The sequence below is a fragment of the Sphingomonas mali NBRC 15500 genome, assembly GCF_001598415.1.
GTDB classification, from domain to species: domain Bacteria; phylum Pseudomonadota; class Alphaproteobacteria; order Sphingomonadales; family Sphingomonadaceae; genus Sphingomonas; species Sphingomonas mali.
In genome coordinates this window covers 43,573-66,421 of the sequence record NZ_BCYX01000022.1, presented here as the reverse complement: position 1 = coordinate 66,421, position 22,849 = coordinate 43,573, and the positions used below count along the sequence as shown (strand labels likewise).

The following is a 22,849-nucleotide window of genomic DNA, read 5'->3' as shown; positions in this document are numbered from 1 at the left end:
GTTCCTCTCCGATACTTCACGCGCAGCCGATCGCCCCGGCGACCGGTATGATGACGCTGGCTTGGCCGGTGCGGTCGATCCGCAAGGTCGCGTCGGCAATCGATCCGCTTTTCGGTGCGCTGGCGTCGGTCTTCACGGTGGCCTGCAGGGTCGCCGTCGCGCCGCTGCCTTTATATTCGGTAATCTGCGAGTAGCCGAGACCGCCGATCCCGTTCTGCGCGCTGATCGGAAGGTCCACCGCCTTGCCGTCGATCGTCAGCCGCAACGACGCGGGATCGGTGGTCGCCATCGCAACCAGCGCCATGCTTGGCGTCCGCGTCCACAGGAATGCCGCGCAGCCCTTGGCGGGCAATCGCTGGGGCGGCAGCGCGCTGATCGCCAGGCCGTCGACCGAGGAAACGAGCGGGTCAATGACCTGCGGCGCGGGCGGTGGCCCCTTCGACGGCGCGTCCTGCCCAGCCGCGGGCGCGGTAATCAGCAACAGAGCGAGCGGTACTAACCTCATCGCCGTGCTTGCTATCATGCGTTGACGTTAAGGGTAAGCGGGGATCAGCCGGGCGCTTTCTTGCGGATCAGATAGCGATACACGCCGAACGCGTTGATCCCTAGCAGCACGCCATTCTGCGTGCCCAGCGCGCCGTCGCGCGCCAGCACCGCACCGGCGATCCAGCAGATTGCCGATCCGACGAAGATCACGAACCCCCAGCCGGTCACGCGGCGACCCGAATCGAGCGACACCATCAACGCAGCGATGATCCCGCTGCCCGAAGCGGTCCATTTGAGCACGGTGGTCAGTGTTTCCATCATCATCGTCTAGCGAACGAACGGCATCGCCGAATTGCCGCAAAACAATCCGCGCAATTTGAATTCGCCGCCACCCGCCACTAGATCGCCACCATCATTATTGCCGGAGCTTCTTCATGACCGCCGACCCGATCGTCATCCTGTCTTATGCCCGCACCCCGATGGGCAGCTTTCAGGGCACGCTGACCGGCGCCAGCGCGACGCAATTGGGCGCGACCGCGGTCAAGGGCGCGGTCGAACGCGCCGGCGTCGATCCCAAGCAGATCGAGCGTATCTATATGGGCTGCGTGCTCCCCGCCGGCCTCGGCCAGGCGCCGGCGCGGCAAGCGGCGATCAACGCGGGTCTCGGCGACCATGTCGAGGCGACCACGGTCAACAAGATGTGCGGATCGGGCATGCAGGCGACGATCATGGGCAGCGAGGCGCTCGCCGCCGGCTCGGTCGACCTCATCGTCGTCGGCGGCATGGAGAGCATGACCAATGCGCCGTACCTGTCGATGCGTCATCGTGGCGGCGCGCGGATCGGGCACGACGTGCTCAAGGATCACATGTATCTGGACGGCCTCGAGGATGCGTATGAGCCAGGCAAGTTGATGGGCGCCTTCGCCGAGGAAACCGCGCAGGAATATCAGTTCACCCGCGCCGCGCAGGACGATTACGCCATCGCCAGCCTGGAGCGCGCGCAGGCCGCACAGAAGTCGGGCGCGTTCGAGCGCGAGATCGTCGCGGTCGAGGTTGTCGGCCGCAAGGGCACCGATACGGTCTCGCTCGACGAGCAGCCGGCCAAGGGCGACGCGTCGAAAATCCCGACGCTCAAGCCGGCTTTCGCCAAGGACGGCACGATCACCGCGGCCAATGCCTCGTCGATCTCCGACGGTGCCGCCGCTCTGGTGCTGACTCGCGCCTCGGTCGCCGACAAGCTCGGCAAGAAGCCAGTCGCGCGGATCGTGGCGCAAGCCGCGCACGCCCACGCCCCCGCCAAGTTCACCACCGCCCCCGTCGCGGCGATGCAGAAGGCGCTCGACAAGGCCGGCTGGACCGTCGCCGATGTCGACCTGTTCGAAGTCAACGAGGCGTTCGCGGTGGTCGCGATGATCGCGATGCACGACCTCGGCATCCCGCACGACAAGATCAACGTCAACGGCGGCGCCTGCGCACTCGGCCACCCGATCGGGGCTAGCGGCGCGCGCATCCTGACCACTTTGGTGTCGGCGCTTCAGACGCGCGGTCTCAAGCGCGGCATGGCGTCTTTGTGCATCGGCGGTGGCGAGGCGACGGCGGTGGCGGTCGAACTCATCGACTGATCAACCACGCGGCGGTCGTAAAGGCCGCCGCGCAGGACCGCGTCAGGCCTTACCCATATCCGACGGGAGCGGCAGCGGCGGCAATTGCGCCAGCGCCTGGGCGATCGCGGCGCGCACCGCTTCGACGTGGCGCCGATTGTCGGCTTCGCTCATCGTTTCGATCATCGGATTATAGTCGGCCGGTCGGATCCCCTGCCCGTCCATCACCGCGAACCAGCTGGCGTCGCGAAACAGTTCGTCGGTCGATAAGACCAGGCGCCCCGACGCGCGGAACTGGTCGATACGGTAAGCGAGCGTGTCGGGGATCGGCATGTCGCGGCAATAGCGCCATAGCGGCTCGTCGCGGCCCGCCGTCATCTTGTAGTGCAGCACCAGGAAGTCGCGGACGTCGAGCATTTCCTGCCCGAACACGCGGTCGAATTGTTCGGCGACCAGCGGATCGTCGCCATGGCGCGGAAACAGCGCCAGCAGCTTCGCGATGCCACTCTGGATCAAATGGATGCTGGTCGACTCCAGCGGCTCGAGGAAGCCGCTCGACAGCCCGATCGCGACGACGTTCTTGACCCAGGAGCGTTTGCGCTTGCCGGGCAGGAAACGGATCGGGCGCGGCTCGGCGATCGGCTCCTCGCCCAGTGCGTCGAGCAGCGACTGGCGCGCGGCATCGTCGTCCTGGAACCGGCTCGAATAGACATAGCCGTTGCCGGTGCGATGCTGGAGCGGGATGCGCCAGCGCCAGCCCGCTTCCGCCGCGGTTGCGCGCGTATAGGGAATGACCCGGGTCTCGGCCGGGCTAGGCGCCGCCCAGGCGCGATCGCAGGGCAGCCAGTTGGTCCAATCCTCGAACCCGGCGCCCAAGGTCTGCTCAATCAGCAGCCCGCGCAGGCCCGAACAATCGATGAAGAGATCGCCGGCCACTTGGTCGCCGCGTTCGGTGACAAGGCGAGTGATGCAGCCATTGTCAGGATTCTGGTCGACCCGCGCGACCTTGCCCTCGATGCGCGTGACGCCGCGCGCCTCGGCATGGCGACGCAGATAGCGCGCATAAAGCCCGGCATCGAAATGATAGGCATAGCCCAAGGTCGACCGCAGCGATCGGGGATCGCCGACCGGCTTGGCGAACCGGCCGGCGCGTGCGGCTTGCGCGGTCAGCGAGAAATCCTCGGTCGCCGCCGCCGTCCCGCCCAGTCGGGCCCGGATCAGGCGGTGGAGAAACATCACTCCGTCGCCGGGCGGGCCAAAGGTGCCGAACGGATGGAGATAAACGCTTCCTTCGCCGTTCCACCCGTTGAACTGGACGCCGAGTTTATAGGTCGCCTTGGTCTCGCGGATGAACTCGGCCTCGTCGAGCCCGACGATCTGGTTGAACCAGTGGATCGTCGGGATCGTCGCCTCGCCCACGCCGATCGTCCCGATCTCGTCCGATTCGATCAGGGTGATGGTGCGACCCGATCCCTGCAGCGCGCGGCTCAGCGCCGCCGCGGTCATCCAGCCGGCGGTGCCGCCGCCCAGGATGACGATGTTGCGGATGCCGGTCTCAGCCATGTCGCTTCCCTAGCCCAGCATCAATTGGCTGGACAGGCGATGCGGCCGTCCGGCGCGGGGCGTTTGAGCGCGAGATAGACCGTGCTCCACAATTGCGCCGCGTTGGATTCGTCGACGTCGCGCCCGCTCGCGCCGAACGCGGCGACCTCGTAGCGGCCGCCGTCATAACGCCACGACCATAGTTCGGAACTCTGGACCTGGCGGGTCGCGGCGATGGCACGCCACAGACATTGCTGCGTCATCTTGAGCTTTGTCCGGACCGCGGGGGATATGTCGCTCCGCGCCAATTGTCGTTCGAGCCCCGCCGCCGCGAGCGCCTGGTGCCATGACCAGATCACGGTGCCGTGATAGGCATTGGGACCGAATTTGGCGGCGAGCGGATCGGGCGCGAAGGCAGGATTGGCCACCAGCATGCCTGCGCCCGTCATCAGCCCCGCCGGGAACGGATCGCCGATCACGGTCGCGGCGGTCGTTAGCGCCGCATCGTCGGGATGGTCGAACAGCAAGGCGAAACCCTCGTCCGAATTCTCGATCGGCACGGGCGCGCCCTGTGCGTCGAGCGCGATCGCGTTGAAGCGCAATCCTTCCTGGCCGATCGCCGCCGTCGCTGCGGCCGCGGGCACGCCGACTTTCGCGGCATAGGCCGAGATCGCTGCGCGCGCGCGGTCGGCGGGAATCGATATCGCGAACAGACCCGGCGCGCGCGATCGCCAGACCGCTTCGACGCTCGACAGCCTGGCAAAGGTCGCGCGGTCGTCGGGCGTCATATAAGGCGCGAGCAGGCCGGCGCGGTCCATCGCCGCCGCCGCGTCGAGCGCTGCCGGAACGAAAATCGCGTTGACGTCGTAGGGGAAGCGGCCGCCTCCCAGCCCGTCATTGCTGTCGCGCCATTGGCCGGCATCCATGCCCGGATTCAGCGATATCAGATTGGTCGGCGTCGGGTCGTCCGCAAAGGGTCGCGCGCGACGCAGGACGTGGCGCAGATTGCGCATCAGCGCGTCGCCCGCGCGTTCCTTGCCATGCCGCTGCGCCAGAAAGGCTGCGGCCCGGGCGCGCCCGCGCGGATCGTCGACCAGCCAGGCGCGCGCCACCGGCGCGAGCATGAAGTCGCCGTCGATCATGTTGTAATTATAGGTCGGCGCGTCGGACTTGCTTCCATCCGCTTTCATATGATCGAGGATCGCGAACTCGCCGATATCCTCCTCATGCGCGACCTGCCCCTTGTCGGACAAGCGTTCGAGCACCGAGCTCAATCCCGTCTCGACCGCGGCCGGTTGCAACACGGGCATCAGCAACCGCACCGACATCAGGGTGTCGCGTCCGAAATAGGTGTTGAAGCGCCACGACCCGGCGAGGAACTTCTCGCGATAGCTCAAGAATTCGAGCGCTCGCCGCGCACCGGGGTCAGCATTGGCCTGCGGGGTCAGCAGTCCGGCGATCGGCACAGGAGTCAGCGGCGTCTCCCCAGACACGGCGGTGATCGCGAGCATAACGCGACCGTCGGCACCCGCCACGATTCTGTGTCCGTCCCATCGGCCGCGGACAATCCGAACGCTCAGGCGGTAGCCGGGTGCGCCGTCGAGCCGATCGCGGGCCCAGGTCAGGGTATCGCCGCGCACTGTAACCGAGGTGAGCAGTTCCGCGGGCGCGGTGCCGAGCGCTTGATAATCGCGCAGTACGCGCACGCTCGACAACACCGCCTGCTTCGGGGTCAGACGCGGCGTGGCGATCGCGGCCATGAAGGAAACGCCGTGGAGCGATCGTCCCTTGGCGTCCATGACCGTCACCGGCGTGGCCGGCGACGGCATCGTCCATTGCGGCGCGCCCTGGACGTGGTCGAACCACAGGCCGACACCGCTATTCCCGGCCGGAAAGGCAACGATCAGACGCGGATCGCTTCCCGATCGCAGCACGATATGCGCGGCGACGGGCCCTTTGCGCACGAAGCTGTTGAGGTTCAGCCCTTCCTTCTGAACGAAAGCCGGATCGGTGCTGGGCGTAGTACGGGCGCCGAGCGCGGTGCCACAAGCCAGCGCCAGCAGCAGTATCGATCGAAGCCGCATCACTTGTCCTTCGTGCAAGATCACGCCAGCCCGGGAACGCCCCGGGCCGGCGCGCCCCCTTTACCTATCAGAACTTCGCCGTGATGCTGGCGAGAACGTTGCGCCCGACGATGCCGCGGCCATAGAAATAGCCGTTGACGATCGACTGGGTCTGGCCCTGGCGCGGATTGCCTTCGGTATAGCCGCGCGCATTGGTCAAATTGTCGACGCTGACGTTGAGGTTGATCTTGGACGACAGGTTGATCGAGCCGCCGACGCTGAACACGCCGTAAGCGGGCAGCGCGACGCCGTTGCCGGCATCGGCGAAGATCTTGCCGATATATTTGTACCGGCCGTAAATCTCGCCGAGCCCGCCCGGCAGGATGAATTGCGGCGTGACCGTCAGCAATTCTTTCGGCGTCCGTTCGGGCGTGTTGCCTTCATATTGCGGCTGCGCAGTGCCGTTGAACCGCAGATTCTGCAGCTGGGGATCCTGATACACGCCCGACAACGACAGTTTGAAGAAATCGACCGGTTTCAGATCGAAATCGAGCTGGATGCCCTTGATGTTGTCGTCGGCGGTCGCGTTGGTGACCTTGGTCGGATCGCTCGGATCCAGGAAGGTATAGCCCTGGTTGCGGAACTCCGTCTTGAACGCGACCAGCGACCCAACCAGCATCCGCGACTGGAACCGCACCCCGGCCTCGTACAACGTCAGATTGGCCGGCAGGTGCACCCCGCCATTGTCGCCGGCGCTGGTCTGGAAGCCGCGGGCATAGCGCGCGTAGACCGAGAAATTGCGGGTCAGCGTGTAGTTGATGCCCGCCGTCGCGGCGAGGTGATCGTAGCTGCCTTCCTGGCGCGTATACGTGCCGTCGAACGATGCTCCGAGCGTCGGAATGAGACCCGGCGTGCCCGCCGGTACCGGAGGATTGACCGCCGCCTGATTGCCGATATCGACCCGGTCCTTGACGTGTTCATAACGCGCACCGAAGTCGATGTGCAGATTGTCGCCGATCTTCAACTCGTCGTTGAAATAGGCCGAAATCGATTCGAGCTTGTCCTTGAAGATGCCCTGACCCCAGTCACCGTAGCTGACCATGCCATTGTTGGTCAGCTGGCCGATCACGCCATTCGAGGCGTTGAGCGCGACTACGTCGTAGATGTTCGAGCCATTAGTCACGTCGTTGATCAGCGACGCGGTGGCGGACTGATCGTTATATTTGGTGACGTTGTAATACATGCCGCCGACCGTCAGCGAATTGTCGATCGCGCCGCCGCCGAAGTCGAACGTCACGCCGAAATCGCTGCCGAAATCCTTGCTGTCGAGCCGTTGGTGGTTGAGCACCGTCTGCTGAAGCAGGCCATTGCCGTTCAGGGCATTGAGCGTCGCCGTGTCGCTGACGGGTATCACCTGCCCCGTCACCACGTTGCGGATGCCGAAATTGGTCGTGCCGTAGGCAGCCGTCCCAAGCGCGAGCAAGCTCGAAATCGGCGACGCGCCAGGGGTCAGATACGTGACCGCCGACGCCGGCGGCTGGCCGTTCGATCCGGGGAAGATGCCATTGAAGTCGAACGACGACTTCAGATAGCGCGCGCGGGCGAAGACGCTGATCTTGTCGGTGATCGGCTTTTCGAGATCGATGCGATATTGCGTGGTCTGGGTGTGGATACCATCGCTCAGGCTGAACGGCCGGAGGCACGTGCCGGTCGCGCAGGAATCCGGCACCAGGATCTGGCCGAACGCGCGGCCCGCGATGTTGTCGCGCAGCCCATTGAGCCCGGGGACGTCACCGATCTTACCGCCGTTCGAGGTGAACGGCATGTCGGCATAATAAGCGTCGTGCTGATCGCCCTTCTTGAAGGTGAAGCGCAGGAAACCGCCGCCGGCGAACTTGGTCTCCAGCATCGCTTTGAAATGGTAGGTCGTGTAATCGAAATCGGAGCGGCGGAATCCGGGGTTCGACGTCACATAGCCGCCGACCGAGAAAGCCACATTGTCCGCGAGCGGCGCCGAGAAATACCCGTCGGTGCGCAACTCGCCATAGCTGGTGCCGGTGAACCGCGCCATCGCGGTGGCGCGGTCGTAGCTGGGCTTGAGCGAGATGAAATTGATCGTCGCCGCAGCGCCGTTGACCGCCAGCACGCCCGACGTCCCGCCTTCGACCGCTTCGAGCCGATCGATCGTGATGTCGTTCTGGAAATATTCGTCGGCGCCGCCACCGCCATAGATGATCGGCATGCCGTCTTCTTCGAGCTGGATGAAGGTCTGGGCGCCGCCGCGCAGACCACGCACCGAGTAATTGTTGGAGACCGCACCCGCGGTGCCCTCGACGAAGATCCCCGGCACGAGTTCGAGCGCTTCGGCGGTCGAACGCGGCGCCTTGCGCTGGATGTCGGCGGCATTGGCCAGCGTGACGTCCGACGAGGAGTTGAACAGGGTTCGCTTGCCCGACGTGTTGCCGACGACGACGATGTCATTGAGCGTCTGGCCGTCCGATTGCGCCTCGGTGTTGGAGGGCGTCGCCTGATCGGTCGATGGAGGTGCCGACTGGGTGGCGCCGGGCGTTTCCTGCGCCATCGCCCCTGTTGCCGGGAGGATTGCGGAACCGACCAGCAACGCAGCCTTGAACCCGAGTCGGAGGCGGCCGCTACCCGTCGTTCCGCGCTGCTCAGCCGTGACGCACGCCGTCACAAAGCGATCGAAAACTCCAGACATGACATCCTCCCTTACGCATTTACGCTGTTGAGGCGGCGGCGCTATCCGTTTCTGAAATTCATTTCAATAGGAGATGTTTTTCTCATTTTGACGTTACGGAACCTGAGGGCTGCAGCGATAATGAAGCCGCGACGACCGTCTGCGAGAACGGACCATCGGAACGACGATGTCGGCGCCCGGCAAAACGCTGCCCGCGCCGTCCAATTCCAGGCGTAAAATCTGCCTCTTTGAAAAAGTTCCCCGATTTGAGACGAATGGAACCAGACACGATGAACGCCGACGCGCCCGGCGTCCCGCGGGACGCTGCCTCGGGCGTGTTCGAGAGCGATCGTCGAGCGCTCCGGATCAGAGGTCGATGCTGAAATACCGGCTGAAATTGATATCGATATAGGATCCAAACGGCGAGCAGGGCACGAACCCCGCACGCTCGTACAATGCCCAGGCCGGAGCGAACGGCGCGTTACTGCCGGTTTCCAGGCTGAGACGCCGATAGCCCCTCGCCCGCGCCTCGCTCAGGATATGGTCGAGCATCGCGCGCGCGACGCCGCGTCGCAACGCGGTCGGTGCGGTGCGCATCGATTTGATCTCGCCATTCTCGGTGTCGAGTTGCTTCAACCCGCCCATGCCGAGCAGATCGTCACCGTCCCACGCAGTCCAGAACGTCACGCTCGGATGCTTCAGCCCCGATAGGTCGAGCGCGAACACACTGTCGGGCGGCGAAATCTCGTGCATCGATCGCAAATGATATTCGACCAGCGCAACCACCTCCGGCCGCGAGACGTCGTCCACCTCGATCCGCATCACTCGATCGTTTCGGTCGGATCGACGCCCCATAGATGGCTCACTTCGACAAAGCCGCCACGCCCCGTCACGTCGAGATAGCACCAGCCGTCGCCGCACTTGCTCACGCGGCCGATCACGCCGGGCTCGGCCCGCCAATTGACCTTCCCCGCGAAGCGCGGCGAGTCGCGCAATTCGGCGATATCGCCCATGACCATCGCAGTGCGCTGGTCGCTGAGCAGGTTCGCCTGCATCCAGCCCTGCGTCCCGCCTGGATCCTCGATCTTGCGCCAAAAGGCGCCGCCACCCTTTTCCTTGTAATTCTCGATCACCTTCACCGGCAGCCCCTGGCGCTGATATTTCCAGCTGACCGGATAGATCCGGCTCGGGCCGGTGCGCATGAACGCCGCCTTGGCGTTGATCGACGCGAAATAAGGCGGCTTCTTTTCCACCAGCGCGGCAATCGCCGGCACCGCAATCGCAGCCGCCGCGATCCCCGACAACGCCCAGCCAATACGCATGGCCATCCCCCTTTTACGCCACAACCGATTCGCACCTATTGCGCAGGCACCGCAGTGCATCAACCGGATTGACCAAAACCCGCGAAGCCGCCAAGCCGATTGCATGGCCGGGTCAAAGCGCAAACCTCGGGTGATCGTGACGCGCGAACTGAGCGATGCGGTGATGGACCGCATGGCGCAATTGTTCGATGCGCGCCTCAATCGCCAGGATCTCGCGATGACCCGCGACGAACTCGTCGCCGCGGTTCAAGATGCAGATGTGCTGGTCCCGACCGTCACAGACACGATCGACGCCGACTTGATCGAGGCGGCGGGCGAACGCCTCAAGCTGATCGCCAATTTCGGCAACGGCGTCGATCATATCGATCTGAAGGCGGCCCGCGCGCGCGGCATCCTGGTCACCAACACGCCAGGCGTGCTGACCGACGACACCGCGGACATGACGATGGCGCTGATCCTGTCGGTGCCGCGCCGCCTGGCCGAAGGCGAGAAGCTCGCGCGGTCGGGCCAATGGAGCGGGTGGAGCCCGGGCGCGATGCTTGGCCACCGCATCGGCGGCAAGACCTTGGGCATCGTCGGCATGGGCCGGATCGGCCAGGCGGTCGCTGTCCGCGCGCGCGGCTTTGGCCTCGCCGTCCATTACCATAACCGCCATCGCCTGCCCGAAAGCGTCGAACAGGAACTTGCGGCGACCTGGCATGCCGATCTCGACGAGATGCTGGCCGGATCCGATTTCATCTCGATCCACACGCCGCATACCGACCAGACCGAGCAAATGTTCGACGCTCGCCGCCTGTCGCTGCTCAAGCCCGAGGCCTATATCGTCAACACGTCGCGCGGGTCGGCGATCGACGAAGCCGCACTGATCGACGCGCTCGAGCGCGGCAAGATCGCCGGCGCCGGGCTCGACGTCTTCGCGCACGAGCCCAAGATCGATCCGCGCCTGCTGGCGCTGCCCAATGTCGTGCTGCTGCCGCATATGGGGTCGGCGACCTTCGAAGCGCGCGCCGCCACCGGCGAGCGCGTCATCCGCAACATCCAGCATTGGGCAGACGGCCACCGGCCGCCCGATCAGGTGCTGGAGGGGTGGATCTGAGCTTGTCCTTGGCGGCCCAGCTGCCGAACCCGATCAGCTGACCAGCCCGGCCAGCCATTCGCCGATCATCGCACGCCCCGCCGAGACGGCGGTTGGACCCAGTCGGTCATGGGCATCGCGTAACGCATCGGGCGTTTCTCCTACCTCGGCGATATCGGCGCCGTCATTGGCGAGCCAATGCTCGAAACGCTCATCTTCACCCATCTCGGCATGGAATTGCAGCGCCAGCAGATTGCAGCCGCGTGCGAAGGCTTGCGCGTAAGGTGCGGTTGTCGCGAGCAATTCCGTCGCCCCGGGTACGTCGAATGTGTCGCCGTGCCAGTGTAGCAGGTCGACCCCATCGAGATGCCTCAGCGGCCCTGCTTTCCCCGCCTCGGTCAGTGTCACCGGGGCAAAACCAATCTCGCGCACCGGCCCTTTGCGAACCTCAGCGCCCAGCGCGGCGGCAATCAGCTGGCTGCCCAGGCATACGCCCAGCGTGGGACGATCGGCCGCCAGCCGACGGCGCAGCACCGCGATTTCATCGCTCAACCAGGGAAATCGATCGGTATCATAGACGCCCATCGGTCCGCCCATGACCACCAGCAGATCGGGCGACAGCGTATCGAGCGCCGCACATCCCGAATGGTGTGCCGCGACGCGCTCGATCGCATAGCCCGCGGCCTCGAGGGGCTCGCGATAGCCGGCAATGCCTTCGTGGTCGACGTGACGGAGGACGAGTGCGCGCTTCATCCCGTCAAGCTAACGCGTTCGTGCTGCAGCGCAACCAAGCTCCGCTTGGCCTGCCCGCCAATCCGTCTTTGCAATCAATCGCCGGTCAGGATGCGATCGACCAATTGCTTAACCGTGGGCACGAAGCCGTTCGAATAGAACGGATCCTTCTTGAAATTATACGCGCCATGCCCGGCGAACATCAGATTCTGGTCGACGTCGCCGCCATGCGCGATGTCCTGCAGGGTCTTCTGAATGCAGAAGCTGCGCGGGTCGGCCAGTCGCCCGGTCGAGTTGGTCTCGCTGTCGGCCCAGCTCGAGAACAGGCATTGCGACAGGCACCCCATGCAGTCGGCCTGATCCTTGCGGATTTCCGCTTTCTCGGTCGGCGACACGAACACCAATGTGTTGTCGGGAGTCTTGAGCGCTTCGGTGAAGCCATGGCCGAACCATTCGCGCGCGCGGAGCAGGTCGTTCCTGGTCACCCAGAAGTTCTTGCCCTTCACCCCGACATCGAGCTGGAACGTGTGGTCGCCGGCTTCCTGCGTGGAAAAGGCGATCTGGCGCTCGGACCGTGCTTCGAGCGCGCGCAGGAACGGATTGCGTACCGCCGACGAATAAAAGCCGGTCGGCGAGAAACGGTGCAGCAATACGGCACCTTCTTCGATCTGCGTCAGCCTGGCCTTCCAGGCTTCGGGGATCGGGCTTTCCTGCGTCAGCAGCGGCCGCGTCCCGAACTGAAACGCGATCTTCCCGAGTTCGGGATTGTCGATCCAGTCGTTCCAGTCGCGCAGGAACCACACCCCGCCCGCCATCACGATCGGCACATCGTCCGAAATACCGCCCTCGCGCATCGTCTCGCGCAATTCCTTGACGCGCGGATAGGGATCCTGCGGCTCGAGCGGGTTTTCGGCATTCGACAGACCGTTATGCCCGCCCGCCAACCAGGGGTCCTCATACACCACCGCGGCGAGCCATTCCGCCGCCTTCGAATAAGCACGCTTCCACAGCGCGCGGAAGGCGCGGCCGGAGCTGACGATCGGCAGATAATTGACGTTGTACGACGCGGCGATCTCGCTGAGCTTGTAGGGCATGCCCGCGCCGCAGGTGACGCCCGCGACAAGGCCGCGCGTACGCTCGAGCACGCCATGCAGCACCCGCTGCGCGCCGCCCATTTCCCACAACACGTTGATATTGATCGCGCCCTTGCCGCCGGCGATGTCGAACGCGCGCTTGACCTGCTGGACCGCGCCTTCGATCGCGTATTCGACCAGTTCCTCATGGCGCTCGCGGCGAGTCAGCGCCTTGTACACCTGCGGAATGATCTTGCCTTCGGGGTCGTAGCTGTCGGCGTTGACCGCGGACACCGTGCCGATGCCGCCCGCGGCGGCCCACGCGCCGGCGCTGGCATGATTGGTCGCGGCAACGCCCTTGCCGCCCTCCACCAGCGGCCACACTTCGCGGCCGTTATAGACGATAGGCGTCAAGCCCTTGAACACGTAACTCTCCTGTGATCGAATAACGCAGCCTATAGCGTTTCGCTGCCTATAGGCGAGCAAAATACTCTTCAGGACAGGACGCCTGGTCTGCCCAAGGCCTGCTCGTATAGGTGCGCATAGGCAGCGATCATCGCCTTGTCGTCATACTCCGCGATCGCCTTGGCGCGGTTGGCCTTGCCGATCGCCGCGCGCAGCTTGGCGTCGGCCGCCAGCGCCTGGATCGCGTCGCGCAGGTCGACCTCGCCCGAATGCGGCGTGATGTAGGGCCGGTTTTCCTCGCTCACCATGTGCGGAATGTCCCCCGCCGGGACCGAGGCGATCGGCAATCCCGCCGCCATCCCCTCGACCACGGAGATCGGGAATTGCTCGCTCAATGACGACAGCGCCATGATGTCGAACAGCCCGACATATTTGTGCGGATCGGGCAGGAATCCGGGCAACAGCACCTTATCCTGCATTTCGAGCGCACGCGCCGCCATCTCGATCTTCGCCCGCTCGGGCCCCTCGCCGACGATCACCAGCCGCACCCGCGCCGAACAGCCGGCTGTCGCGCGCACCAGCGCCGGCAGATTCTTGACCTCGCGCAGCCCGGCCAGCGCGCCGACGATCACTTCGCCCGGTTTGCGGACCAGCCCCGGAATCGCCTTGGGATCGGGCTTCTTCGCGTAGAGCGCGGTGTCGATCCCGTTGGGAATCCGGCGCAGCCGCGGCGCCGACTGTTTCCAGACATTGGTCGCGACCCATTCGAGCGTCATTGAGGGCACTACCACCGCATAAGCGGCGGGAAACGCCATCCGGCGATAGACCGCGCGCTGCGGCTTGAGCTTCATCGCTTCATCGGCGTTGAAGCCATCCTCGTGGTGAACGATCGGCGGCATGTTCTTGGGGAACACGCGCTTCGCCATCACCGCGTCGATCGCGCCCCAATTATAGCTCAGCACCAGGTCGAAGCGGCGCATATATTTGGCGATCGCCTCGTACCGGCCGACCGACGGACGCCCCGTCAGCGGCGGCGGGTTTTGCGCGATCTCGTAGCCGATCCCCGGCGCGATCGCATCGCGCGCAGAATATTGGTCGGGCATCCCTGACACGATCGTGTGCCGCGCGCGGTCACCGAACGCGTTGATCAACTGAACCGAGCGCGCTTCCTTGCCGCCCAGGTTGAACGAGGAATGCATGTGCAGGATGTTCAAGGGTGCGGGCAAAACTGGCCTCTATTCCGTCATGCCGGACTTGTTCCGGCATCCACCGTGCTGTGAAACACTTCGTTTCGGGCTCTAGCCGCACGGCGGACCCCGGAACAAGTCCGGGGTGACGACAGGAATTAGAGGCCAAACACACTCTTCGGCACATGCGTGACGCGGCACGTCAGATCCGCCTCGCCGCTCGCGACGACATAATGGTCGCCGGCGTCGGCGATGCCGGTCGTGAAGACGACGTTGTCGATATACATCAGGTCCTTGATCGGCTCGGTCAGATGCGGTGCCGGTTGGAGGAGCGGCGTGTCGCTAGTCGCAACGGTGGTCGACGGATCGCGCGCGTCGAGCAGCGACCAATAGGTGCGATAGATGCCGACCACGCCATAGGGCTCGACCCCATGCCACAAGGAGAGCCAGCCGCGATCGGTCAACACTGGCGGCGTCCCCCCGCCCATCCGCGCGGTGGCCAGCGTGGCCGCATGTGGCCGGATGCCGGGCTTGTCGTGCGGCTTCCAATGGAGCGCGTCAGGTGAGGTGGCGAGGTTGATCGACGGACCGGCGCGCCATTCGCTGCCCGGTGGATAAGCGAAATACAGGTCTCCCAGCGGCCGCGTCTGCGCCCAGTAATTGGCGCCGATCTGGTCCTCGAAGATCAGCATGTCCTTGTTCTGGTGATCGAGCACGATCCCTTCGAGCAGCCAGTCGCGCGCGTCGTTCGACGAATAGAGCGTGGTCGAATGCCGCTCCGGGCTGACCGAACAGGTGGTCATCAGCCAGCGATTGCCGATCCGGCTGATCCGGGCGTCCTCGACACCGTAGCATTGGTATGACGCGCGCGGTGCTATCGCGTCACGATAATGGACGTCGACCACCGACCGCCCCTCGGCATCGAGCTCGACCGGCAGCAACCACGACAGGCTAGTCAGCGCCATGACTTTCCACCCGCCGCCGCGCATCATGAATTTGCGCGGGTCGGCGGTATCGACCATCTCCAATGGCCAGGGATCGAGGCAGTATCTGCCGGCATCGGCGGCCGCGCCGTCGCTCGGCACCCAGCGGATCGAATGGATCTTCTGGTCGACGATCGGCGTCTTGAGCGCCTCGGCGATCCGCACCATCATCAGCAGATTGCCGTTGGGCAGCCGCGTCATCCCGGGATTGAATGCGCCCAGGCAATAGGTTTCGGCATCGATGCGCCCGGCCAAGGGCCCTTTGGACAGGTCGACGTCGAGCGGGCTGAAAACAAGCTCGTCGAACGGATAGCTCATTCGTCATCCTTGCGCAGTGGGGCGACGGTGATCTGCTGTAGGACCGCACGGCGCGGCTGGGTGAGCGCGTAATGGACCGCGACCGCGATATCCTCAGACCGTAACATCTTCTCTTCTTTGACCATCTGCTTCTGCTTTTCGGCGTCGATGTCGGGATAATGGAAGTCAGCCTGGGTAAAACCTGGCTCGATCAGGCAGACCTTGATGTCGCGATTGCCGAGTTCCTTGCGTAAAGCCTCGGCGAACGCGGCAATACCGGCCTTCATTCCAGCATATACGGTCGAACTCGGCCCCAATATGTGCGCCGACATCGACCCGATCAGCACGATATCGCCGCCCTTCCCCATCGCCTCGACCGCTTCGTGCGCGCTCATCAGATAAGCGGTGAAATCGGTCGCAATCGCATAGCGCAATTCGCGCCCGCTCATCTCGCTCAAGCCGCCGGCCGGGATCGCGGCATTGATCACGGCGATGTCGAGCCCGCCCAGCCGCGCGGTCGCGTCGGCGAAATAACGTTCGACATTGTCGTGATCCGCCAGGTCGATCGCACTGCCCTGGGCCGTGCCGACCTGCCCGATCGCGTCCAGCGCATCGTTGAGATGTTGCTCGTTACGGCCGCAGATATCGACGGTTGCCCCCTCGCTCGCCAGCAGCACGGCGATCGCGCGACCGATTCCGGTGGTGCCGCCGGTAACGATCGCGCGCTTGCCCTTCAGGCTCGGCTTGTCGGTGTGGGCGTCGGAAACGGCGCCGAGCCGCTCGATCAGGCTGTCGGTGGTGTCGGACACGATCGCTCTCCCTGTTGAGCGGGAAAGACGCGTCACGCCGTGGCGGGTTCCTTCGCCACCCGGTCGAGCAGGCGCTCGATCGCCGCCAGCGCCTCAGGCTCGGTCAGCGTCGGCGTGTGCCCGACATCGGGCACCGTCACCAGCTCGGCGCGGTCGAGCCGCTTCGCCATCTTCTCGGCGGTCGCCGCCGACAGGACGTCCGAGCGGGCGCCGCGCAGGATCAGCGTCGGCACCTCTTTGAGCGCGTCGAGTGCCCGCCACATATCGGGGCCGGCCTCGTTTCCCGGGACACGGAACGGCTCGGCTATCTTCATGTCGTAATCGAGCACGATCCGTCCCGAGCTGTTCAGGCGATACAGCCGTTTGGCCATCGCCAGCCATTCCTCGACGCCATAATGCGGATAGACGTCGCCATTGGCCTCCTGCACGCCACGCGCGGCGTGCATCCAGGTCGGCCAGGTATTGGCGCGGCCAACATAGGAGCGTATCCGCCCCAGCCCGGCCGGCTCGATCTCCGGCCCGACGTCGTTGAGCAGCACGCCGGCCAGTTTCTCGCGCCCGGTGCCCGCCAGCAACATGGTGACGATCCCGCCCAGCGAGGTGCCGAACGCGACATAGCGATCGATCGCCAGTTCGGCGAGCAGCGCCTCGACGTCCTGGACATAAGTCAGCGGGACATAGGACATCGGGTCCTTGGCATAGCCACTCTCGCCGCGTCCCCGAAGGTTGACGATGATCACTCGCCAGTCGGGCGACAGGCGCTCGGCAACGTCCTCGAAATCGCGCGCATTGCGCGTCAGGCCGGGGATGCAGACGATCGGGGGACGCCCGTCACCGTCGCCGCTACGCCCCGGATAGTCCCGGCAATGCAGCCGCACTTCGTCGTTGGACCACCAGTAGCGATTTTCGTAAGCTGACAATGGTTGCGTCCCCGCGGCCGGTCCACCCATATTGCCGCATGACCGCGCGACCGCAAGCTTATCGCCCCGAAACAGCAATCCTCGATCTCGGGGATGCGTTTTACGATCGCGTCACCGCGGCCGATTTTCCGCAAACGATCCTCCGGTATCGCAACGACAGGGCGGCGGCAGAGGTCGGTATTTTCCCCTCCTCCGTTCGTGCTGAGCCTGTCGAAGCACGTGAGCTCGGGACACGCCCTTCGACAAGCTCAGGGCGAACGGATGGACAGCAGCTGGTCCTGTCGGACGAGGAGTGGATCGCGCATTTCGGCCGGTTCGCGCCCTTGTCGGGCTCGCTGCCCGAGCCGCTGGCGCTGCGCTATCACGGCCACCAGTTCCGCAACTACAATCCGGATATCGGCGATGGCCGCGGCTTCCTGTTCGCGCAATTGCTCGCCGCCGATGGCCGATTGATGGACCTGGGCACCAAGGGGTCGGGTCAGACGCCGTATAGCCGGTTCGGCGACGGACGGCTGACGCTGAAGGGCGGGATTCGCGAAATCCTGGCGACCGAGATGCTCGAGGCGCTCGGCGTGCCGACCTCGCGCACCTTTTCGCTGATCGAGACCGGCGAAGCGCTCAAGCGCAACGACGAGCCCTCCCCGACGCGGTCGGCGGTGCTGGTGCGGCTCAGCCACAGCCATGTCCGCATCGGCACGTTCCAGCGCCTGGCCTATTTCCGCGACGAAGAGGCACTGCGCGTGCTGACCGGCTATGCGCTGCTCCGGCTATACGGCGAAAAGCCCGGCGACGATGCGCCGGCGCGCCTGCTCGACCTGGTGGTTGGCCGCACCGCGACGCTCGCCGGCAGATACATGGCCGCGGGGTTCGTCCATGGCGTGCTCAATTCCGACAATATCAACGTCACCGGCGAAAGCTTCGATTACGGTCCGTGGCGCTTCACCCCGACTTGGGATCCGGGCTTCACCGCCGCTTATTTCGACCATGCCGGGCTCTACGCGTTCGGCCGCCAGCCCGAGGCGATCCATTGGGACGCAATGCAGCTTGCGGTGGCGCTCCGCCCGATTTGCGAGGCCGAGCCGCTGATCGCGGTGCTCGATACGTTCGGCGACCGCTATCAGCGCGCGGTCAGCGATGCGATTCTGTGGCGGCTCGGTCTCACCCCGCGCGACCCCGACGGTGATCGCGCGCTGGTCCAGACGATCGAGCCGGTATTGCGCGGCACTGCGACCGGGATCGACCGCTTCTTCTTCGACGCCTTTGGCGGCCAATTGCCCGACAGCTATGGCGAGGCATGGGACGAGGTCCGCGGCGCGCTCGCCGCCTACGCACCCCGGTCCGACCGCAGCCATGCTTACTGGTCGGGCGAGCCCTGCTCGATGCTGATCGACGAGGTCGAGACGATCTGGTCGGCAGTCGACGAACGCGACGACTGGGCACCGCTCTACGCCAAGGTCGCGGCGATACGCGAAATGGGTCAGGCGCTCGCAGGCGAGCCGCTGGCGGCGGCCGCGGCGAACGGCTAGGGACCGTGATCGATGTCGGATGAACTTCTTTCTTACGAACCGGCGACCGGCGCCTTGCTGTGGCGCCACGCGATCGGCGATGCCGACGGCGAAGTCGCGGCCGCGCGCGAGAGCTGGGCCGAATGGGCCGCCAAGCCGGTCACTTTCCGTATCGAGACGCTGCGCCGCTACGCCAATGTCGTCCGCGCGCGCACCGATGCCTTCACCGACCTGATCGCGCGCGAGACCGGCAAGCCGCTATGGGAAGCCAAGACCGAGGTCGATTCGGTGATCGCCAAGGTCGACATCTCCGCCAGCGCCTTCGCCGAACGCACCGGCCAGCGCCAGCTCGATTCCCCGATGGGCAGCCGCATGGCGCTGCGCCACAAGCCGCATGGCGTGCTCGCGGTGCTGGGACCCTATAATTTCCCCGCCCACCTGCCCAACGGCCACATCGTGCCCGCGCTGATCGCGGGCAATGCGGTAGTGTTCAAGCCGTCCGAAAAGACCCCGGCGACGGGCGCGTTCATGGTCGACTGCCTGCACGAGGCGGGCGTGCCGCAGGGCTGCGCGCGATTGCTGATCGGCGGCCCGGCTGAGGGCAAGGCGCTGGCCGGGCATGACGGCATCGATGGCCTGTTGTTCACCGGATCGGCGCGCACCGGCATCGCGCTCAACCGCCAGTTCGCCGACCGTCCCGAAAAGATCCTCGCGCTCGAAATGGGCGGCAACAACCCGATCATCGTGTGGGACACGCCCGACCTCTACGCCGCGGCGATCGTGATCATCCAGTCCGCCTTCACCACCGCGGGGCAGCGCTGCACCGCCGCCCGCCGGCTGATCGTCGACGAAGCGCTGTACGAGCCACTGATGGCCGAGCTGCTCAAACTCACCGGCCGGCTGATCGTCGGCGATCCGCACACCGACCCGCAGCCGTTCATGGGCCCGGTGATCGACAATGAGGTCGCCGATCTGCTGACCGAAAGTTTCCTCGAGCTGATGATGCGCGGCGGCCGACCCTTGCGCCACATGGAGCGCCCGTTCGACGACAAGCCGTTCCTGACCCCCGGCATTCTAGACGCGACCGATATGGCCGACCGCCCCGACATCGAATTGTTCGGCCCGATCGTCCAGGTGATCCGCACGACCGATTTCGATCAGGCGATCGCGGAGGCGAACAACACCCGCTACGGCCTGTCGGCCAGCCTGATCAGCCAGAATCCCGACCTCTACAACCGCTTCTGGGCCAATGCCCGCGCCGGCATCGTCAACTGGAACCGCCCGACCAACGGCGCGAGCTCGGCGGCGCCGTTCGGGGGTGTGGGGTGGAGCGGCAACCACCGGCCGAGCGCTTATTATGCGGCGGATTATTGCGCGTATCCGGTGGTGTCGAACGAGGCGGACCAGGCGCGCGCGGCTATCGCAGTGGGGTTACGGGAGGGGTGAGCGGGCCGAGCTCTGAGGCAGGTGCTGCAATTCAGTGATTATTGCACGTTCCACTGCAACTCCGCAATTCTCTATATTTCATCTTCTCTTGAAATTCCGTGACACCCATAGGATTACACCGATCCAAAATACTACGACAGAAACTATTACAAATATTTTCACTACGCTCATTCGAAGTTCTCCCGCTTCACCGACGATCTCCGCACCGCCGTGCGACTCCATATTTCTTTGGCCAACCCAATTGTTCTGTTACAACGTAGCACTATAGCAATGCGATCAGAAAAATTAGGAATAGCATACAACAGATTCCCCAGAGAAAGCATGTCGACCAAAATGCGATCGGCTGTTCCGTTTTTTTGAAACTGTCGAAGCGCGCCGGCATCCGCCCGGTCACCAAACCCCGAATTACAATGCCGGCAAACAGTCCGACCCCAGCCAGGCAAATGATAATTGGGCCTTGTTCCGTCATCTATCCGCCATCCAGCTACTATCACATGTGGATCACGGCGAAGGCTGTCGCGGATTCGCCAACTTGGCAATGAAAACTATCTGATAAACAGAGAAATCATGCCCAATTCGAATGCACGGAGCATTCGGAGCTCCGGGGCGCGTCATCCGCCAAGCGAGGAGTTTGAATAGATGCCGCGCTTCTTCGTCATTTCTGGTTGTTCAGGCGGTGGTAAATCCAGCTTGCTCGCCGAACTCACCCGGCGCGGCTTCGCGACGATCGAGGAGCCGGGCCGCCGTGTTGTGCGCGAGGAACTGGCGTCGGGCGGCGATGCCTTGCCGTGGATCGATGGCATCGCCTTCGCGCGCCGGATCATGGCACTCGCCAAGCAGGATTATGACGCGTCAGACGCCCTGCCCGGCCCCATCTTCTTCGATCGCGGCCTGATCGACGCCGCCATCGCGTTCGAGCACCTGACGGGCGAAGCCGTGCTGGCCGATCTTGCCGCGCGCTATCGCTATGCCAGCCCCGTCTTCCTCGCCCCGCCCTGGCCCGAACTGTTCGTCTCCGATGCCGAGCGGCGGCACGATTTCGACTCGGCGGTCGCCGAGTATGACCGGCTCGCGGCCGCCTATCCGGTGCTCGGGTATGACGTAATCCTGCTGCCGAAGGTCAGCCTCGCCGAACGCCTCGCCTTCATCCTTGAACGGGTCGGGACGAGCTGAATCGACTTGCGACGAGATGTGGAACCCCTCCGCGATTCGTGAATTAGCCGGGATGTGAAGCCTGCCAACGACCCGTCCATTCCCGCCCGGGCGCTCCGCCTGAAGACCGAAGCCGGCAATTGCCTGACCATCGCGGTGGGCAAAAGCGATCCGGTATTCGCCGGCGAGTTGATCGACGAAGCGATGCGCCTGATGCGCCGGGCGCAGGAGCTCGCGAACGCGAAGACCGCGGCAAAGGACTGACGCCCACAAAGTTTCGCTATTCCAGCCAGTAGCAAGCGTCGGTTGCCCGTGCCGCGTCCACGGCCCATCTGCGCCGCATCATGGCGACACTTCTCGATCCGCACGCGCGTGGCCGCGTTATCCTGGTCGGTGCCGGCCCCGGCGATCCCGGCCTGCTCACCGTTCGCGCGGTCGACGCGCTGAAAAGCGCCGACGTCGTCGTGCATGACGGGTTGATCGACCCGGCCGTGCTCGACATCGCGCCGGCCGATGCGCACCGCATCTCGGTCGCCAAGCAGCGCAGCAAGCACACTCTGTCGCAAGACGCGATCAACGCGCTGATCGTCGCGCATGTGAAAGCCGGCTCGATCGTCGTGCGGCTGAAAGGTGGCGACCCGTTCATCTTCGGCCGCGGCGGCGAAGAGGTGGAGGCGGTGCGCGCCGCGGGCCTGCCGGTCGAGGTGATTCCCGGCGTGTCGGCCGCGCTTGGTTGCGCGGCGGAGGCGATGCTCCCCCTCACCCATCGCGATCATTCGTCGGCGGTCAGCTTCGTTGCCGGCCAATGCAAAGGCCTGGCCGATCAGAACTGGTCGGGGCTGGCCGGCAAGGGCCGCACGCTCGTCATCTATATGGGCGTCGCGACCTGCCCCGATATCGCCGACAAGTTGATGGCCGACGGCGTCGCGCCCGACATGCCGGTGGCGGTGCTGGAGCGCGGCACGCTCGCCGGGCATCGCGCGATCAAGACGTTGCTCGCCGATCTTGGCCCGATGGTCGAGCGCGAGAAGGTGCAGAGCCCGGCGATCATCGTTGTCGGCGAAGTCGTCGAACTGTCAGACGCCGAGGATAAGCTCGCGCGCTGGGCGAAGATGGCGGAGGCTGCGGCGTGAAGATCTTGACCGGTAACGACCTTCCGACGGGCGACGTGATCTGGTGGACCGGCAGTGGCTGGTCGCGCCATGTCGAGGACGCCGTGGACGTCGGGGATAAGGGTGAGGCGATCCTGCACGCCGAAGACGGCGCTTGCCGCGTCAACGGCGGCTATATCCTCGACGCGACCGAGACTCCCGAGGGCCCGCGCCCCGCGCACATCAAGGACCGCATTCGCGCGCTCGGGCCGACCGTGCGGCCCGAGTTGACGCTCAAGCCGAGTGATCCGAATGCGGGGAGCTGGGTAATATGATTTTCGCGCACGAAGACACGAAGACACGAAGAGTTTTTTCGCGCGGAGGCGCGGAGGACGCGGAGATGTTTCGCCCGGCTGCTTCAGCAGCCCTTCATCGCTCCGGGACATGCAATGATGGCGCGCA

The 22,849-nt window shown here is 64.9% G+C and carries 21 protein-coding genes; 8 read left to right on the top strand and 13 right to left on the bottom strand.

Going from position 1 to position 22,849, the window contains the following annotated elements:
* Window positions 1-16: 16 nt before the first annotated feature.
* Together SMA01S_RS15855 and SMA01S_RS15850 are read right to left on the bottom strand one after the other, a co-directional pair.
* Window positions 17-505: a hypothetical protein gene (locus tag SMA01S_RS15855; RefSeq protein ID WP_157093978.1), complete on the bottom strand. Its 489-nt coding sequence runs from the start codon at window positions 503-505 to the stop codon at window positions 17-19.
* Between the two features lie 44 nt (window positions 506-549).
* Entirely contained in the window at window positions 550-810 is a 261-nt protein-coding gene (locus SMA01S_RS15850; protein ID WP_245649304.1) for a hypothetical protein, read from the bottom strand.
* Window positions 811-920: 110 nt separating this feature from the next.
* Between SMA01S_RS15850 and SMA01S_RS15845 the strand changes: the two genes are divergently transcribed.
* Complete coding sequence (locus tag SMA01S_RS15845; RefSeq protein ID WP_066824446.1) at window positions 921-2,108, top strand: acetyl-CoA C-acyltransferase; 1,188 nt, start codon at window positions 921-923, stop codon at window positions 2,106-2,108.
* A 42-nt stretch (window positions 2,109-2,150) separates the two neighbouring features.
* Here SMA01S_RS15845 and SMA01S_RS15840 read toward each other — a convergent pair whose 3' ends face one another.
* The 5 genes from SMA01S_RS15840 to SMA01S_RS15820 form a co-directional block, all read right to left on the bottom strand.
* Window positions 2,151-3,650, bottom strand: a complete 1,500-nt coding sequence (locus tag SMA01S_RS15840; RefSeq protein WP_066824444.1) for a tryptophan halogenase family protein — start codon at window positions 3,648-3,650, stop codon at window positions 2,151-2,153.
* Window positions 3,651-3,670: 20 nt separating this feature from the next.
* Complete coding sequence (locus SMA01S_RS15835) at window positions 3,671-5,713, bottom strand: hypothetical protein (protein WP_066824442.1); 2,043 nt, start codon at window positions 5,711-5,713, stop codon at window positions 3,671-3,673.
* A gap of 67 nt (window positions 5,714-5,780) precedes the next feature.
* Window positions 5,781-8,411: a TonB-dependent receptor domain-containing protein gene (locus tag SMA01S_RS15830; RefSeq protein WP_084250355.1), complete on the bottom strand. Its 2,631-nt coding sequence runs from the start codon at window positions 8,409-8,411 to the stop codon at window positions 5,781-5,783.
* Between the two features lie 345 nt (window positions 8,412-8,756).
* Complete coding sequence (locus SMA01S_RS15825) at window positions 8,757-9,212, bottom strand: GNAT family N-acetyltransferase (RefSeq protein ID WP_066824439.1); 456 nt, start codon at window positions 9,210-9,212, stop codon at window positions 8,757-8,759.
* Window positions 9,212-9,712: an SH3 domain-containing protein gene (locus tag SMA01S_RS15820; protein WP_066824499.1), complete on the bottom strand. Its 501-nt coding sequence runs from the start codon at window positions 9,710-9,712 to the stop codon at window positions 9,212-9,214. The genes SMA01S_RS15825 and SMA01S_RS15820 overlap by 1 nt, the downstream gene beginning before the upstream one ends.
* A 103-nt stretch (window positions 9,713-9,815) precedes the next feature.
* Between SMA01S_RS15820 and SMA01S_RS15815 the strand changes: the two genes are divergently transcribed.
* Window positions 9,816-10,808: a 2-hydroxyacid dehydrogenase gene (locus SMA01S_RS15815; protein WP_066824436.1), complete on the top strand. Its 993-nt coding sequence runs from the start codon at window positions 9,816-9,818 to the stop codon at window positions 10,806-10,808.
* 33 nt (window positions 10,809-10,841) lie between these two features.
* On the opposite strand, the gene SMA01S_RS15810 is transcribed toward SMA01S_RS15815, so the two are convergent.
* From SMA01S_RS15810 to SMA01S_RS15785, 6 genes are all read right to left on the bottom strand, one after another.
* Window positions 10,842-11,540, bottom strand: coding sequence for a glutamine amidotransferase (locus tag SMA01S_RS15810; protein WP_066824433.1), 699 nt, complete (start codon window positions 11,538-11,540; stop codon window positions 10,842-10,844).
* 74 nt (window positions 11,541-11,614) lie between these two features.
* On the bottom strand, window positions 11,615-13,018 hold the full coding sequence (locus SMA01S_RS15805; protein ID WP_066824430.1) for an NAD(P)H-dependent flavin oxidoreductase: 1,404 nt from the start codon (window positions 13,016-13,018) through the stop codon (window positions 11,615-11,617).
* A gap of 68 nt (window positions 13,019-13,086) precedes the next feature.
* Window positions 13,087-14,223, bottom strand: a complete 1,137-nt coding sequence (locus tag SMA01S_RS15800; RefSeq protein WP_245649303.1) for a glycosyltransferase family 4 protein — start codon at window positions 14,221-14,223, stop codon at window positions 13,087-13,089.
* Window positions 14,224-14,342: 119 nt separating this feature from the next.
* Complete coding sequence (locus SMA01S_RS15795; RefSeq protein WP_066824426.1) at window positions 14,343-15,485, bottom strand: glycoside hydrolase family 130 protein; 1,143 nt, start codon at window positions 15,483-15,485, stop codon at window positions 14,343-14,345.
* Complete coding sequence (locus SMA01S_RS15790) at window positions 15,482-16,273, bottom strand: SDR family oxidoreductase (protein WP_245649302.1); 792 nt, start codon at window positions 16,271-16,273, stop codon at window positions 15,482-15,484. Before SMA01S_RS15790 ends, SMA01S_RS15795 begins: the two co-directional genes overlap by 4 nt.
* Window positions 16,274-16,305: 32 nt before the next feature.
* Entirely contained in the window at window positions 16,306-17,223 is a 918-nt protein-coding gene (locus SMA01S_RS15785) for an alpha/beta fold hydrolase (protein WP_439654315.1), read from the bottom strand.
* A gap of 8 nt (window positions 17,224-17,231) precedes the next feature.
* Here SMA01S_RS15785 and SMA01S_RS15780 point away from each other — a divergent pair, with 8 nt between their 5' ends.
* From SMA01S_RS15780 to SMA01S_RS15755, 6 genes are all read left to right on the top strand, one after another.
* A complete protein-coding gene (locus SMA01S_RS15780) occupies window positions 17,232-18,719 on the top strand; it encodes a protein adenylyltransferase SelO family protein (protein WP_066824424.1) in 1,488 nt (495 codons plus the stop codon).
* A gap of 12 nt (window positions 18,720-18,731) precedes the next feature.
* Entirely contained in the window at window positions 18,732-20,144 is a 1,413-nt protein-coding gene (gene astD / locus SMA01S_RS15775; protein WP_066824420.1) for a succinylglutamate-semialdehyde dehydrogenase, read from the top strand.
* A gap of 639 nt (window positions 20,145-20,783) precedes the next feature.
* Window positions 20,784-21,317 carry an AAA family ATPase gene (locus tag SMA01S_RS15770; protein WP_066824417.1) on the top strand — a complete coding sequence of 178 codons (534 nt, stop codon included), beginning with the start codon at window positions 20,784-20,786 and terminating at the stop codon, window positions 21,315-21,317.
* Window positions 21,318-21,371: 54 nt separating this feature from the next.
* A complete protein-coding gene (locus SMA01S_RS15765) occupies window positions 21,372-21,560 on the top strand; it encodes a hypothetical protein (protein WP_066824414.1) in 189 nt (62 codons plus the stop codon).
* Between the two features lie 80 nt (window positions 21,561-21,640).
* Complete coding sequence (cobA, locus tag SMA01S_RS15760; protein ID WP_066824411.1) at window positions 21,641-22,429, top strand: uroporphyrinogen-III C-methyltransferase; 789 nt, start codon at window positions 21,641-21,643, stop codon at window positions 22,427-22,429.
* The gene (locus tag SMA01S_RS15755) at window positions 22,426-22,722 is read left to right on the top strand and encodes a DUF2849 domain-containing protein (RefSeq protein ID WP_066824399.1); all 297 of its coding nucleotides are present in this window, start codon (window positions 22,426-22,428) and stop codon (window positions 22,720-22,722) included. Before cobA ends, SMA01S_RS15755 begins: the two co-directional genes overlap by 4 nt.
* The last annotated feature ends 127 nt before the right edge of the window (window positions 22,723-22,849 follow it).

Excerpts from the sequence above, each read along its gene's own strand:
- SMA01S_RS15855 (WP_157093978.1), bottom strand. The coding sequence starts at position 505 with ATGAGGTTAGTACCGCTCGCTCTGTTGCTGATTACCGCGCCCGCGGCT.
- SMA01S_RS15850 (WP_245649304.1), bottom strand. The coding sequence starts at position 810 with ATGATGATGGAAACACTGACCACCGTGCTCAAATGGACCGCTTCGGGC.
- SMA01S_RS15845 (WP_066824446.1), top strand. The coding sequence starts at position 921 with ATGACCGCCGACCCGATCGTCATCCTGTCTTATGCCCGCACCCCGATG.
- SMA01S_RS15840 (WP_066824444.1), bottom strand. The coding sequence starts at position 3,650 with ATGGCTGAGACCGGCATCCGCAACATCGTCATCCTGGGCGGCGGCACC.
- SMA01S_RS15835 (WP_066824442.1), bottom strand. The coding sequence starts at position 5,713 with ATGCGGCTTCGATCGATACTGCTGCTGGCGCTGGCTTGTGGCACCGCG.
- SMA01S_RS15830 (WP_084250355.1), bottom strand. The coding sequence starts at position 8,411 with ATGTCTGGAGTTTTCGATCGCTTTGTGACGGCGTGCGTCACGGCTGAG.
- SMA01S_RS15825 (WP_066824439.1), bottom strand. The coding sequence starts at position 9,212 with ATGCGGATCGAGGTGGACGACGTCTCGCGGCCGGAGGTGGTTGCGCTG.
- SMA01S_RS15820 (WP_066824499.1), bottom strand. The coding sequence starts at position 9,712 with ATGCGTATTGGCTGGGCGTTGTCGGGGATCGCGGCGGCTGCGATTGCG.
- SMA01S_RS15815 (WP_066824436.1), top strand. The coding sequence starts at position 9,816 with ATGGCCGGGTCAAAGCGCAAACCTCGGGTGATCGTGACGCGCGAACTG.
- SMA01S_RS15810 (WP_066824433.1), bottom strand. The coding sequence starts at position 11,540 with ATGAAGCGCGCACTCGTCCTCCGTCACGTCGACCACGAAGGCATTGCC.
- SMA01S_RS15795 (WP_066824426.1), bottom strand. The coding sequence starts at position 15,485 with ATGAGCTATCCGTTCGACGAGCTTGTTTTCAGCCCGCTCGACGTCGAC.
- SMA01S_RS15785 (WP_439654315.1), bottom strand. The coding sequence starts at position 17,223 with ATGGGTGGACCGGCCGCGGGGACGCAACCATTGTCAGCTTACGAAAAT.
- SMA01S_RS15780 (WP_066824424.1), top strand. The coding sequence starts at position 17,232 with ATGACCGCGCGACCGCAAGCTTATCGCCCCGAAACAGCAATCCTCGAT.
- astD (WP_066824420.1), top strand. The coding sequence starts at position 18,732 with ATGTCGGATGAACTTCTTTCTTACGAACCGGCGACCGGCGCCTTGCTG.
- SMA01S_RS15770 (WP_066824417.1), top strand. The coding sequence starts at position 20,784 with ATGCCGCGCTTCTTCGTCATTTCTGGTTGTTCAGGCGGTGGTAAATCC.
- cobA (WP_066824411.1), top strand. The coding sequence starts at position 21,641 with ATGGCGACACTTCTCGATCCGCACGCGCGTGGCCGCGTTATCCTGGTC.